This is a genomic window from Amaricoccus solimangrovi (genome assembly GCF_006385685.1).
Taxonomy (GTDB): Bacteria; Pseudomonadota; Alphaproteobacteria; order Rhodobacterales; family Rhodobacteraceae; genus Amaricoccus; species Amaricoccus solimangrovi.
The window spans coordinates 45,308-57,550 of sequence record NZ_VFRP01000007.1 but is presented as its reverse complement, the minus strand read 5'-3'; the positions used below and the strand labels follow the sequence as shown (position 1 = coordinate 57,550).

Genomic DNA, 12,243 nt, shown 5'->3' with positions numbered 1-12,243 from the left:
CTCAGAGTTCCTTCCGGATGTTCACGAAGCGCAGCATGATCGCGATCATGATGAGCACGGTCGCGAGCAGCACCATCGCGGTCGCGGCCGCGGACGGGTATTGCAAGAGGCCGATGTCGTTCGAGATCAGCCGCCCGACATTGGCCGATTGCGAGCCCGACATGATCCGCACGGTGACGAAATCGCCCATCACCAGCGTCACGACGAAGATCGAGCCGATCATGATCCCGGGCTTGGTCAGCGGGATGATCACGTTGGTGAGGATCTGGAAGCCCGAGGCGCCGTTGTCGCGCGCCGCCTCGATCAGCGATCTGTCGATCCGCATCATGGTGTTGAAGATCGGCACCACCATGAAGAGCGTGTAGAGATGCACGAAGGCGAGGATCACCGCGAAATCGGAATAGAGCAGCCATTCGAGCGGCTCCCGGATGATGCCGAGTTCCATCAGCGTCGAATTGGCGATGCCGTTGCGGCCGAGGAACGGGATCCAGGAGATCATCCGGATGATGTTCGAGGTCCAGAACGGGATCGTGCAGAGCAGGAAGAGTGCGATCTGCCAGGTCAGGCTCCGCACGTGAAAGGCGAGGAAATGCGCGACCGCGAAGCCGATCACCAGCGTGCAGGCCCAGGTCACGCCCGCGTACATGAAGGTCTTGGCGAAGACCTGGTAGGTGACGGGGGAGGAGAACAGGAACTGGTAGTTGTCGAACTGGAACGCCGGATAGATCGAGAATTCCGTCGCCCCCCAGAAGCTGACGACGAAGATCATCGCGATCGGCAGGATCAGGAAGAACAGCAGCACCAGCGTCAGCGGCGCCGCGAGCAGCCAGCCGGTCAGCGTTTCGGATTTCCTCTCGGCTTGCATGATCCCTCGCGCTTGGAAAGCCCGGACGTAGGGCGGACATCTGTCCGCCGTCCGCTCCGCCCGGGCATGGGATGGCGGACCGGGGTCCGCCCTACGTCAGGAGGCGATGAACTCGTTCCACTTGCGGACCATGTACTGGTTCTCGTCCATCACCGAGTTCCAGCAGGCGACATGGCCCATCCGCTCGTCGTAGGAGCCGCCGTCGCGGGTCTCGCCGGCGGCGGCGAGCTTCTGGCCCTGCGGCGAGACGATGTCGCCGGTCGCGGGCTTGCCCTCGTACCAGTAGCCCCATTCGTTCTCGGACATGAATTCCTTCGACGTCTCCGGCACGGCGGAATAGTAGCCCTGCCGCATCAGGAAGCCGCCGACCCAGCCCGAGAGATACCAGTTGATGTACTCATAGGCCGCGTCGAGCTCGAGCCCGGAGAGCGCCTTCGAGAGGCCGAGCCCGCCGCCCCAGGAGCGGTAGCCCTCGGCGAGCGGCTGGTAGACGCAAGGGATGCCGCGGGTCTTGACGGCGGTGATCGCGGGCGACCACATCGACTGGATCACCACCTCGCCCGAGGCCATCAGGTTCACGCTCTCGTCGAAGCTCTTCCAGAAGGCGCGGAACTGGCCGTTCTTCTTGGCCTCGGTGAAGATCGCGATGGTCTTGTCGATCTCCTCGCGGGTCATGTTGCCCTTGTCGCCGTACTGGATCTCGCCCATCGACTCGCAGGTCATGGCCATGTCCATGATGCCGATCGAGGAGATGTCGAGGATCGAGGCCTTGCCCTTGAACTCGGGGTTCAGAAGCTCCGACCAGTGCTCGATCGGCCGGCCGATCAGGTCGGGGCGGATGCCGAGCGTGTCGGCGTTGTAGATCGTCGGGATCAGCGTCATCCACCGCGTCGGCTCGGCGGCGAATTCCTTCGAGCCTTCCTCGGTCACGAAGCCGACCTTGGAGGGCGCGGTGCCCTGCGCGACCACGCTGTCGGGACGCAGCTTGCCGGTGGTGAAGATCGGCGAGATCTTGTCGTAGTATTTGATCTTCGTCGTATCCATCGCCTGAAGGTTGCCGGTCGGCCAGACCTTCTTGCAGATCCAGTATTCGATGTCGGCGATGTCGAAGCTGTTCGGCTGGGTCGCCGCGCGCTGGGTGACGGAGTCGGAATCGAGCGCCGTCATCTCGAGCGTGAAGCCGAGATCCTCCTTCACCTTCTGCGCCACCTCGTTGAGGTTCGACACGCCGGTGCCGAACTGGCGCAGCGTCACGTCCTTGATGTTCTGCGCCCAGATCATCGGCGCGCCGATCGTGTTCGTGGCGGCGAGCGCGGCGGTGGCCGCGGCGCCCCTCAGCACCGCGCGGCGGCTGGCGCCGGTCTTGGGAAGGTCGGTCTTCGGGAGGTCGGTCTTCGTCATCGGGGGCTCCTCGTTTTCCGCCGGGGCGACCGGCGGCGTCATGGGCGGGCGTGATGGGCGGGCGTGATGGGCGGCGGCGCGGGCCGGCCGCGCCGGGCAGGCGTTCAGGCGCCGAGCCGGTGCTGGTCGGCGGGATCCCAGGTCACGCCGACCGCGGCCTCGGGATCGAGCGGCGCGGCGAAGAAGTCGCGGTCGGGCAGGACGGCGGTCAGTTCGCCCTCCCCGGGGCAGGCGAGGGCGACATGGACGCTGGCGCCCTGGTACTCGATCCCCGAGACCCTCGCGCGCAGCCCGGATGCCGCGCTCCGGTCGAGCCGGACGCGGTCGGAGCGGACCGCGTAGCGTTCCCCGGGCCGGCCGACGATGTTGTGCCCGCCCATGAAGCGGGCGACGAATTCGGTGCGCGGCGCGTCGAAGACGTCGCGCGCCGTGCCGGCCTGCTCGATCCTGCCGACATTCATCAGCACGACCTGGTCGGCGAGCGCGAGCGCCTCGTCCTGGCCGTGGGTGACGTGGATGAAGAGGATGCCGAGCTCGCGCTGCAGTTTCTTCAGCTCCGCGCGCATGCGCACGCGCAGGAAGGGGTCGAGCGCGGAGAGCGGCTCGTCGAGCAGCAGGACGCGCGGCTTGGTGATGAGCGCGCGCGCGAGCGCGACGCGCTGCTGCTGCCCGCCCGAGAGCTGCGCCGGCAGCCGCCCGGCGAATTTCGTCATGTCGACGAGTTCGAGCAGCTCCCGCGCCCGGCCGAGCCGCGTCGCCTTGTCCACGCCCTTCATCTTGAGGCTGAAGGCGACGTTCTCCTCGACCGAGAGATGCGGGAAGAGCGCGTAGCTCTGGAACATCATCGCGGTACCGCGCCGGGCGGGCGGCAGATGCGCGATCTCGGCGCCTTCGAGCACGATCGAGCCCTCGGTGACGCTCTCGTGCCCCGCGATCATCCGCAGCGTCGAACTCTTGCCGCAGCCGGAGGGGCCGAGCAGGCAGACATAGCCGCCGGCGGGGAAGACATGGTTGATCGAGTCGACCGCCAGACTGTCGCCATAGCGTTTGGTCAGGGCGACCAGCTCCAGGTCCTTCTCTGTGCGCATGGGCCTCCGGGGGGCACGGGATCGTTCGGTGCCTCATTGGGGTGCGCGCCGGACGGGACGCAAAGAATGACTCGCCAGACACCGCCCTCTTTTCATGCCGCGACGAGCGAATGCCGAAAATTTGGGCGAGATGGCGATGGAAGCGGCGAAAATCGTATACGAAGCCGGGAGGATCAGGCGACAATCTCGAAGAGGATGGTCGGCGGGCGCGAATCGGCGTCTACTCGGGAGACGCCTGAGAGGAAGGTGTTTCGATGCTCGGATCACGACAGATCACCGCCGCGGCGCCGGAGCCGGCGCCGAGCGAGGAAATCGCCGTGGCGCTCGCCCGCGGCATCCTCGAACACCGCCTCCCCCCCGGCGCGCGGCTCTCCGAGGACGAGGTGGGCGAGCTCTTCGGCGCCGGGCGCACGGTGGTGCGCGCCGCGCTGGCGCGGCTCGCGCATCAGGGGCTGGTGACGCTCCGGCGCAACCGCGGCGCCTCCGTCGCCCGGCCCGATCCGCGCGAGGCGCGCGAGGTCTTCGAGGCGCGCGCGCTGCTCGAACCGCGGACCGCGCATTTCGCGGCGCGCCGGGCCGGCCCCGGCTGGGCCGCGGAGATGCGCGCCCGGATCGCCGAGGAGGACCGGGCGATGCGCGCGGGCGACGTCGGAACGGCGGTCTATCTCTCGGGCCAGTTCCATTGCGCGATCGCCGAGGCCGCGGACCAGCGCACGATCGCGGAGATGATCGTCTCGCTCGTCGCGCGCTCCTCGCTCGTGATCGCGCTCTACTGGCGGCGGCGCGACACGCTCTGCGAATGCCACGCCCATCACGCGCTGGTGGACGCCTTCGCGGCCCGCGACGGCGCGCGGGCGGAGGAGCTGATGCACGGCCATCTCGTCGACCTGCTCTCCGGCCTCGACCTGCGCGAGCGCGAGGCGGCGCCGAGGAGCCTGCGCGACCTGCTCGGAGGCGGAACATGAGCGCGCCCCGGATCGCGGTGATGACGCCGGCCGATCTCGACCGCGCGCTCGACTGGGCGGCGGCGGAGGGCTGGAACCCCGGGATCGACGACGCGCAGGCCTTCCGCGCGGCGGATCCGGAGGGATTCCTGATGGCCTTCATGGGCGAGGAGCCGGTCGCGGCGATCTCCGTCGTCCGGCAGGGGGCGGATTTCGGCTTCCTCGGCCTCTATCTCTGCGTGCCCGCCTGGCGGGGGCGGGGGCTGGGGTGGAAGATCTGGCAGGCGGGGCTCGCGCGGCTCGCCGGGCGCGTGGTCGGGCTCGACGCGGTGCCGGCGCAGGAGGCGAATTACGCCCGCTCGGGCTTCGCCGTCGCCGACCGCGCGCGGCGCTGGGGCGGCGTCGTGGCCGGGGAGGCGGCCGGGGGCGGGGCGGCGCCCGCGCGCCCGGAGGATCTCGCCGAACTGCTCGCCTGGGACCGCGCCGCCTCCGGGATCGACCGCGCCGCCTATCTCGGCGCCTGGCTCGCCCCCGCGCCGACGCGCATCACGCTGGTCCTGCGCGCCCCCGATGGCCGGCTGCGCGGCTTCGGCACGATCCGCGCCTGCCGGGCGGGGGCGAAGGTCGGCCCGCTGATGGCCGAGGACGCGGACGCGGCCGAGAGGCTGCTCCGCGCGCTCGCCGCGACGCCGCCGGGGCCGGAACTCGTCGTCGACATGCCCGCGAGCAATCCCGAGGCCGAGCGGCTCGCCCGGCGGCTCGGCCTCCGCCCCGATTTCGACACCGCGCGGATGTATCTCGGCCCCGCGCCGCGGGAGGAGACGGCGCGCGTCTTCGGGCGCGCGACGCTGGAACTCGGCTGAGGCCCAGCCCGCCTCAGCCGGCCTCGCCGCGCCCGCGCGCGGCGATCAGGTCCTTCCGCGCCGCGTCGAGCCCCGCGATCACCAGATCGGTCGGATCGTCGCGCCGCGGCGTCAGTCCGGAGAGGCCGAGCGCGCGGGCATAGGCCCCGGCGAGCGGGCTCTCGCCCACGAGCACGATGTCGCGGCCGAGCCAGTAGGGTTTCGACGCCGCGATCTCGAGCCCGACGAGCAGGCCCGAGAGCCGCGCCCGCGACGCCGCCGCCGAGAGGCCGCGCAGCAGCGCCTCCGCCCGGATGCCGAAGAGCTTGCGCGCCACCTGCTCGGGAAAGGACAGGGATTCCTCGACCGCCGCGTCGAAATCCGGTTCCGACCAGCCGCCCTCGTCCATCGTGTAGTGCAGGACCGAGGATGTGGAGAGCAGGCCGAAGACCTCGCCGGTCATGAAGGTGGCGAAGCTCACCACCTCGCCCGCGCTGATATGCACCCATTTGGTATGGGTGCCCGGCAGGCAGACCACGCCGTCGAAATCCGGCTCGCGCGCGATCAGGCCCGCCATCAGCGTCTCCTCGCCGCGCATCACGTCGGGGGGATCGTCCTGGCGCATCCCGGGCAGGATGTGGACCGAGATGCCGTCGTCCGCGACCGCGGGCTCGACCAGCGGCAGCCCGCCCCGGGGGGGCGCGGGCACCGTCACATAGGGCGTTTCCGCCCAGCCCTGCCGCGCGCCGGCCATGCCGCAGACGAAGACGTCGGTCACGCGCGTCAGATCGAGCCAGTCGAGCACGCAATCGAGCAGCGCCGGCTCGAACCGGTCGGGCGTCAGGCTCAGCGTGCCGGCCTCCGATTCCACCTCGGCGAGCACCCGCCCCTCCGGGCCGACGGCCCAGGCGCGCATATGCGTGGGTCCCCAGTAGACGGCGATCCAGTCCGCCGCGATCCATTCGCCGGAAGCAACCATGAGGGAGACGCGATCCCGATCTCTCGTGTGAAATGCGCGAAAGCCCTACCACGCCGGCCGCGGCCGCGGCAACAAGCGCGTCGCAGCCCTCAGCCGTCGCGCCCCGGCGGATGCAGCGCGCCGGGGTTCATCCGCCCCTCCGGATCGAGCGCCGCGCGCAGCCCCGCCAGCATCCGCCGGGGCGCGGGCGCGAGCCGCGCGTCGAAATCGGCGCGCTTCAGCCGGCCGATCCCGTGCTCGGCGCTGATCGAGCCGCCGCGCGCGTCGACGCGCGCGTTGAGGATCTCCTTCGCGCGATGGATCGCCGCCTCCATCTCCGCCGCCGGCCCCTTCGCGGGCAGCACGGTCACATGCACGTTGCCGTCGCCGAAATGCCCGAAGGCGAGCGGCAGGGCCCCCGGCACCCCCTCCGCGATCGCCTTCGTGACCTCGGCCACGAAGGCGGGCACCTCGGAGAGCCGCGTCGAGACGTCGCTGCGCAGATGCGGCCCGTGCCGCGCCGCGCCGTCGTTCACCGCCTCGCGCAGCATCCAGAGCCGCTCCGCCTGCGCTCCGCTCGTCGCGATCACGCCGTCGCGGACGAGGCCGCGTTCGAGCGCGGTGGCGAGGAAGCCCTCGAGCAGCGCGTCGAGATCGACCGGCCCGGGCGCGGCGAGGTCGATCAGCGCGTAGGCGCCGCCGGGGCCGGGCAGGTCCGGCGGCCCCTCCATCGCCTCCCGCGCCACGGCCATCGCCTCGGGCATCATGAATTCGAAGGCCGAGAGCAGGTCGGCGCAGGCGCGGCGGGCGAGGTGGAAGACGCCGGTCAGCGCCGCGACATCGGGCAGCGCGACGAGCGCGGTCGCCCGCGCGCGGGGCAGCGGCGCGAGGCGCAGCGTCGCCGCCGTGATCACGCCGAATGTGCCCTCGGCCCCGATGAAGAGCTGCCTCGGATCGGGGCCGGTGTTGTTCTTGCGCAGGCTCGACAGCCCGTCCCAGAGCGTGCCGTCCGCGAGCACGACCTCGAGCCCCAGCACCTGCTCCCGCGTCATCCCGTAGCGCAGCACGTTGATCCCGCCCGCGTTGGTCGAGACGATGCCGCCGATCTGGCACGTGCCCTGCGAGCCGATCGAGACCGGCAGGAAGAGATCATGCGCGGCGACCGCCTCCTTCACCGCCTGGAGCACGCAGCCCGCCTCGGCCGTCACCGCGTAGTCGTCCGGCTCGATCGAACGGATCCGGTTCATCCGGCGCAGCGACAACGCGACCTGATCCGTCCCGGCCGGGATCGCGCCGTGGACGAGGCCGGTGCCGCCGCCCTGGGGCACGACCGCGAGGCCGAGCCGGGCGGCGGCGCGCAGCATCGCCCCGACCTCCGCCGTCGAGCCGGGCAGCAGCAGCGCGGCCGCCGTGCCCGTGACCTCGCGGTAGAGATCGGTGAGGCTCGGCGCCATCTCCGCGGGGTCCGTCAGCACCGCCCGCGCGCCGAATTCGGCGCGCAGCGCCTCGGCCGCCGCGCTCATTTCGGCACGGGCACGGTGATGGAATTCGGGCTGCCCACCACCCGGAAGGCCTTCACGCCGCGCAGGGTCACGTTCTGGACGAAGAGCGCGGCGTCGAGCATCCGGGTGCGCGCCGGCCCCGTCGCCCCCGGCGTCGCCGGCGGCAGCGCGGTGAACTTCACGGTCACGATGCCGTTCGCATCGGCCCGGCTCTCCGGATCGACCGGCGCGAGCAGCGCGCCGTAGTACCCTTGCGTCGGCGCCACCGATTCCGCGCGCAGGATCACGCCATGGAGCCCGCGTTCCGCGACCGCGGAGGTGACCGGCATCTCGACCGGGTCGGGTGCCTCGGCGGCGTCGCCGCCGAGCGTATAGGTGCCCGACTGGTCGCCCTCGCGTCCGAGGAAGGAGGGCATCTCGTAGGAACAACCCGAAAGCGCCGCGAGCGCGAGAAGACAGACTGGACCGCGCCGCATGGGTGCTCCGCCGGTAGAAAACTGGCCAAGGGATAGTCGCCGCCGCCCGGCTTTGGAAGGGCAAATGCGGGGCGGGGCGTCGCTCGGCACTGGAACTCCGGGCAGGGCCGGCATAAATCGGGGACATCAGGGACAAGGGGCGTTCGCAACCGTGGCCACCGACCGTTTCGAAGAGATCGCCGCCGATTTCGCCTTCCTCGACGAGTGGGAGGACCGCTATCGCTATGTGATCGACCTCGGCAAGGCGATGCCGCCGCTCGACGACGCGCTGCGGGTGCCCGCGACCAGGGTGGAGGGCTGCGCGAGCCAGGTCTGGATCGCGCCGCGCTTCGAGGGGGCGGGCGCCGAGGCCCGGTTCGATTTCGCCGGCGATTCCGACGCGATGATCGTGCGCGGGCTGATCGCGGTGCTGCACGCGCTCTATGCCGGGCTGACGCCGTCGGGGATGCTCGCGGTCGACGCGCCGGGGGAACTCGCCCGGCTCGGGCTCGACTCGCATCTCTCCTCGCAGCGCTCGAACGGGCTCCGGGCGATGGTCGCGCGGATCCAGGCGATCGCCGCGACCGCGGCGCGGTCGGCCTGAGCCATGTCGGGGGTGTTCGGCGCGCTCCTCGAAAGCCGCGACTGGCTGCTCGCCGATGGCGCGGTCGGCACCAATCTCTTCCGGATGGGGCTCGAACCCGGCGAGGCGCCGGAACTCTGGAACGCGACCGACCCGGGCCGGGTGCGCGCGCTGCACGAGGGCTGGGTCGGGGCGGGCTGCGACATCTTCCTCACCAACAGCTTCGGCGCCAATGCGAGCCGGCTCGCCCGGCACGACGCCGAGGACCGGGTCTACGACCTGAACCGGAGGGCGGCCGAGATCGCGCGCGAGGTCGCGGACGCGGCCGGGCGGCCGGTCGCGGTCGGCGGCTCGATCGGCCCGACCGGCGAGGGCGTGGGGCCAGGCGGATCGCTCGACGCCTCGGCGGCCGAGGCGATGTTCGGGGAACAGGCACGCGGGCTCCGGGACGGGGGCGCGGATCTCGTCTGGATCGAGACCTTCTCGGCCCCGGCGGAATTCGAGGCGGCGGTCCGCGCCGCGGCGGCGGCCGGCCTGCCCTGGTGCGGCACGATGAGTTTCGACACCAACGGCCGCACCATGGCCGGGCTCGACGTCGCGGGTTTCGCGGCGCTGGTCGCGGGGCTTCCCGCGCCGCCGCTCGCCTTCGGCGCCAATTGCGGCGTCGGCGCGTCGGATCTGGTGCGAAGCCTGATCGGCCTCGCGGGCGCGGCGCCGGGCGCGGCGCTCATTGCCAAGGCCAACGCGGGCGTGCCGAAATTCGTCTCGGGCCGGATCCTCTACGACGGCACGCCGGAACTGATGGCGCGCTACGCGCTGCTCGCGCGCGACGCGGGCGCGCGGATCATCGGCGGCTGCTGCGGCTCGACCCCCGCGCATCTCGGCGCGATGCGGGTGGCGCTCGAATCGCGGCCCAGGGGCGCGGCGCCGGATCTCGCGGCGATCACCGGCGCGCTCGGGCCGCTCTCGCCGGCCGAGACCGGTCCCGGCACCGGCTCCTGACTATTCGAGCCGGCGCAGGTCGCGCAGCGTCGGGAAGAGCCGCATCCAGAGCGCCGCGACCAGCACCGTGCCCGCGCCCCCGATCAGCACCGCCGGCACCGCGCCGAAGAGCGCCGCGGTGACGCCGCTCTCGAATTCGCCGAGCTGGTTCGAGGCGTTGATGAAGAGGAAGTTCACCGCGCCGACGCGCCCGCGCATCGCATCCGGCGTCCGGAGCTGCACGAGCGAGGTGCGGATCACCACGCTGATCGTATCCGCCGCGCCCATCACGAGCAGCGCGAGACCCGAGAGCCAGACGTGGCGCGAGAGGCCGAAGACGATCGTGGCGAGGCCGAAGACGATCACCGCCTGGAACATCCGGAGCCCGACCTTGTCGCGCAGGCTGCGGCGGGCGAGGACGAAGGTCATGGCGAGCGCGCCGACGGCCGGGCAGGCGCGCAGCACGCCGAGGCCGAGCGGCCCGACGTGCAGGATGTCGCGGGCGAAGATCGGCATCAGCGCGGTGGCGCCGCCGAGCAGCACCGCGAAGAGGTCGAGCGAGATCGTGCCGAGGATCGCGGGGTCGCCGCGCACGAAGCCGATGCCGGCGAAGAGATCGGCGAGCCGGGGCGGCTCCCGCCCGCCCGGCTCGCGCGCCGGCACGATCGCGCCGTTCAGCATGCCGCCGAGCACCCAGAAGACCGCCATCACCGTATAGGGCACCGCCGGCCCGGCCGCGTAGAGCAGACCCGAGAGCGCGGGGCCGCCGATCACCGCCATCTGGAAGCTCGCGGTCGAGATCGCCGTCGCGCGCTGCAGCGCCCCCCTCGGCGCCACGCCGGGCAGGAGCGCGGCCGAGGCGGGGGATTCGAAGGCGGCGGCCGCGCCGAAGAGCATGACGGCCGCGAAGATCGTCCCCGCCGTCAGCCAGCCCTCCCAGCTTCCCCAGGCGAGCAGCGCGGCGGCCAGCCCCTGCGCGACCTGACAGATCTGCACCACGCGTTGCCGGTCGTAGCGGTCGGCGGCGTGGCCGGCGAGGAAGGTCAGCAGCGCCATCGGCGTGAACTGCGCGAGGCCGACCATGCCGAGCATGAAGGCGCTGTCGGTCAGCGCGTAGACCTGCCAGCCCATCGCCACCACCGCCATCTGCGCCGCGAAGCGCGAGAAGCCGCGGCCGAGGATGAAGAGCAGGAACGGGCGATGCGAGAGCAGCGGCGCCGGCGGGGCGGCTCGGTCGGCGGTGGACATTCGGGATCTTTCGGAGAAGGCGGGGAAGCCGCGCGCCGGTCCATCTAGGCCGGCGGCCCGGCCCGGTCAACGCGGAGCCGGCGGGCGGAATATGCATATGCATATCTTCCCGTCCGGCTCGCGGTCCGGCGCGTGGCCGTTCGATATGCATATGCATATTCCGCCCCGTCAGAACAGGCTGAGCTGTTCGGGCCCGCGGCGGGGCGGGCGGAAGAGGTCGCGGCGGAGCGGGGGCCAGGGGCGGTCGAGGCCGAGCCGCCGGCTCGCGACGGCGAAGCGCCGGGCGATCAGCGCGGCGATCGGCCCCTCGCCGGTCATCCGCTTGCCCCATTCCGGATCGTAGTCCCGGCCGCCGTGGATCTGGCGGACGAGGTTCATCACCCGCGCGGCCCGGTCGGGAAAGCTCTCCTCGAGCCAGTCGCGGAAGATCGGCCCGACCTCGCGCGGCAGGCGCAGCACGATGTAGCCGGCGCCCCGCGCGCCGGCCGCCTTCGCCGCGGCGAGCAGGCGCTCCATCTCCATGTCGTTCAGCCCCGGGATCACCGGTCCGAGCGAGACCCAGACCGGGCAGCCGGCGGCGGCCAGCGCCTCGATCGCGGCGAGGCGGGTCGCGGGCGCCGCCGCGCGCGGCTCCATCGCGCGGGCGAGGGCGGGGTCGAGCGTGGTCAGCGACAGCCCGGCGCGCGCGAGCCCGGCCCTGCCCATCTCGCCGAGAATGTCCGCGTCGCGGGTGACGAGCGCGCCCTTGGTCAGGACCGAGACCGGATGGTTGAACTCGCGCAGCACGCCGAGGATGGCGCGGGTGATGCCGAGCCGCTTCTCGACCGGCTGATAGGGATCGGTATTGGTGCCGATCGCGATCGGCGCGCAGACATAGGCTTTGCGCGAGAGTTCCGCCGCCAGCCGCTCGGCGGCGTTCGGCTTCGCGGTCAGCCGGGTCTCGAAGTCGAGCCCGGGCGACAGCCCGAGAAAGGCGTGGCTCGGCCGGGCGAAGCAGTAGACGCAGCCATGCTCGCACCCCCGGTAGGGATTGACCGAGCGGTCGAAGGAGAGGTCGGGCGATTCGTTGCGCGCCAGGATCGTGCGCGCCCGCTCCATCGCCACCTCGGTCCGGAGCGGCGGCCGCGTCTCCTCCGCGAGACCCCAGCCGTCGTGGAAGGCGAGGCGCGCATGCCGCTCGAACCGGCCGTCGCGGTTGCTGGCGGCGCCGCGCGCGCGCCGGAGGGACTTGTCGATCCGGTCCGATTCGGTGTCATCCATGCCCGGCATTCTGGAACAAAAAGAGAACATATGCCACGCGGGATTTGCGTCCCCTCCGCCTCTCCGGCCGCGGATAGCGTGCGCTTCCGCCGGCGAAGTCACTGTGTTCTCAATTC

12 protein-coding genes are annotated in these 12,243 nt (G+C 71.7%); 4 read left to right on the top strand and 8 right to left on the bottom strand.

Annotated elements, in window-relative coordinates; all coding sequences use genetic code 11:
• Nucleotide 1 precedes the first annotated feature (1 nt).
• The 3 genes from FJM51_RS09045 to FJM51_RS09035 form a co-directional block, all read right to left on the bottom strand.
• A complete protein-coding gene (locus FJM51_RS09045; RefSeq protein ID WP_140453813.1) occupies nucleotides 2-865 on the bottom strand; it encodes an ABC transporter permease in 864 nt (287 codons plus the stop codon).
• Nucleotides 866-961: 96 nt separating this feature from the next.
• The gene (locus tag FJM51_RS09040; protein ID WP_140453812.1) at nucleotides 962-2,266 is read right to left on the bottom strand and encodes an ABC transporter substrate-binding protein; all 1,305 of its coding nucleotides are present in this window, start codon (nucleotides 2,264-2,266) and stop codon (nucleotides 962-964) included.
• A 104-nt stretch (nucleotides 2,267-2,370) separates the two neighbouring features.
• The gene (locus FJM51_RS09035; RefSeq protein ID WP_140453811.1) at nucleotides 2,371-3,354 is read right to left on the bottom strand and encodes an ABC transporter ATP-binding protein; all 984 of its coding nucleotides are present in this window, start codon (nucleotides 3,352-3,354) and stop codon (nucleotides 2,371-2,373) included.
• A 254-nt stretch (nucleotides 3,355-3,608) separates the two neighbouring features.
• On the opposite strand from FJM51_RS09035, the gene FJM51_RS09030 reads away from it, so the two are divergent.
• Complete coding sequence (locus tag FJM51_RS09030; RefSeq protein WP_140453810.1) at nucleotides 3,609-4,319, top strand: GntR family transcriptional regulator; 711 nt, start codon at nucleotides 3,609-3,611, stop codon at nucleotides 4,317-4,319.
• Complete coding sequence (locus tag FJM51_RS09025; RefSeq protein ID WP_140453809.1) at nucleotides 4,316-5,161, top strand: GNAT family N-acetyltransferase; 846 nt, start codon at nucleotides 4,316-4,318, stop codon at nucleotides 5,159-5,161. The genes FJM51_RS09030 and FJM51_RS09025 overlap by 4 nt, the downstream gene beginning before the upstream one ends.
• A 13-nt stretch (nucleotides 5,162-5,174) precedes the next feature.
• Here the strand turns inward: FJM51_RS09025 and FJM51_RS09020 are convergent, their stop codons facing one another.
• From FJM51_RS09020 to FJM51_RS09010, 3 genes are all read right to left on the bottom strand, one after another.
• Nucleotides 5,175-6,119, bottom strand: coding sequence for a 2-dehydro-3-deoxygalactonokinase (locus FJM51_RS09020; protein WP_140453808.1), 945 nt, complete (start codon nucleotides 6,117-6,119; stop codon nucleotides 5,175-5,177).
• An 89-nt stretch (nucleotides 6,120-6,208) separates the two neighbouring features.
• Nucleotides 6,209-7,621, bottom strand: coding sequence for an FAD-binding oxidoreductase (locus FJM51_RS09015; protein WP_140453807.1), 1,413 nt, complete (start codon nucleotides 7,619-7,621; stop codon nucleotides 6,209-6,211).
• Nucleotides 7,618-8,076: a hypothetical protein gene (locus FJM51_RS09010; RefSeq protein WP_140453806.1), complete on the bottom strand. Its 459-nt coding sequence runs from the start codon at nucleotides 8,074-8,076 to the stop codon at nucleotides 7,618-7,620. Before FJM51_RS09010 ends, FJM51_RS09015 begins: the two co-directional genes overlap by 4 nt.
• 151 nt (nucleotides 8,077-8,227) lie before the next feature.
• Between FJM51_RS09010 and FJM51_RS09005 the strand changes: the two genes are divergently transcribed.
• On the top strand, nucleotides 8,228-8,659 hold the full coding sequence (locus tag FJM51_RS09005) for a SufE family protein (RefSeq protein ID WP_140453805.1): 432 nt from the start codon (nucleotides 8,228-8,230) through the stop codon (nucleotides 8,657-8,659).
• A gap of 3 nt (nucleotides 8,660-8,662) precedes the next feature.
• A complete protein-coding gene (gene bmt, locus FJM51_RS09000; RefSeq protein ID WP_140453804.1) occupies nucleotides 8,663-9,640 on the top strand; it encodes a betaine--homocysteine S-methyltransferase in 978 nt (325 codons plus the stop codon).
• On the opposite strand, the gene FJM51_RS08995 is transcribed toward bmt, so the two are convergent.
• Both FJM51_RS08995 and FJM51_RS08990 read right to left on the bottom strand, forming a co-directional pair.
• Nucleotides 9,641-10,867 (bottom strand): MFS transporter, encoded by a 1,227-nt coding sequence (locus FJM51_RS08995; protein WP_140453803.1) that lies wholly within the window; start codon nucleotides 10,865-10,867, stop codon nucleotides 9,641-9,643.
• 168 nt (nucleotides 10,868-11,035) lie between these two features.
• A complete protein-coding gene (locus tag FJM51_RS08990) occupies nucleotides 11,036-12,127 on the bottom strand; it encodes a PA0069 family radical SAM protein (protein WP_140453802.1) in 1,092 nt (363 codons plus the stop codon).
• Nucleotides 12,128-12,243: the final 116 nt, after the last annotated feature.

Coding starts and splice junctions, on each gene's coding strand:
- FJM51_RS09045 (WP_140453813.1), bottom strand. CDS start 865: ATGCAAGCCGAGAGGAAATCCGAAACGCTGACCGGCTGGCTGCTCGCG.
- FJM51_RS09040 (WP_140453812.1), bottom strand. CDS start 2,266: ATGACGAAGACCGACCTCCCGAAGACCGACCTTCCCAAGACCGGCGCC.
- FJM51_RS09035 (WP_140453811.1), bottom strand. CDS start 3,354: ATGCGCACAGAGAAGGACCTGGAGCTGGTCGCCCTGACCAAACGCTAT.
- FJM51_RS09030 (WP_140453810.1), top strand. CDS start 3,609: ATGCTCGGATCACGACAGATCACCGCCGCGGCGCCGGAGCCGGCGCCG.
- FJM51_RS09025 (WP_140453809.1), top strand. CDS start 4,316: ATGAGCGCGCCCCGGATCGCGGTGATGACGCCGGCCGATCTCGACCGC.
- FJM51_RS09020 (WP_140453808.1), bottom strand. CDS start 6,119: ATGGTTGCTTCCGGCGAATGGATCGCGGCGGACTGGATCGCCGTCTAC.
- FJM51_RS09015 (WP_140453807.1), bottom strand. CDS start 7,621: ATGAGCGCGGCGGCCGAGGCGCTGCGCGCCGAATTCGGCGCGCGGGCG.
- FJM51_RS09010 (WP_140453806.1), bottom strand. CDS start 8,076: ATGCGGCGCGGTCCAGTCTGTCTTCTCGCGCTCGCGGCGCTTTCGGGT.
- bmt (WP_140453804.1), top strand. CDS start 8,663: ATGTCGGGGGTGTTCGGCGCGCTCCTCGAAAGCCGCGACTGGCTGCTC.
- FJM51_RS08995 (WP_140453803.1), bottom strand. CDS start 10,867: ATGTCCACCGCCGACCGAGCCGCCCCGCCGGCGCCGCTGCTCTCGCAT.
- FJM51_RS08990 (WP_140453802.1), bottom strand. CDS start 12,127: ATGGATGACACCGAATCGGACCGGATCGACAAGTCCCTCCGGCGCGCG.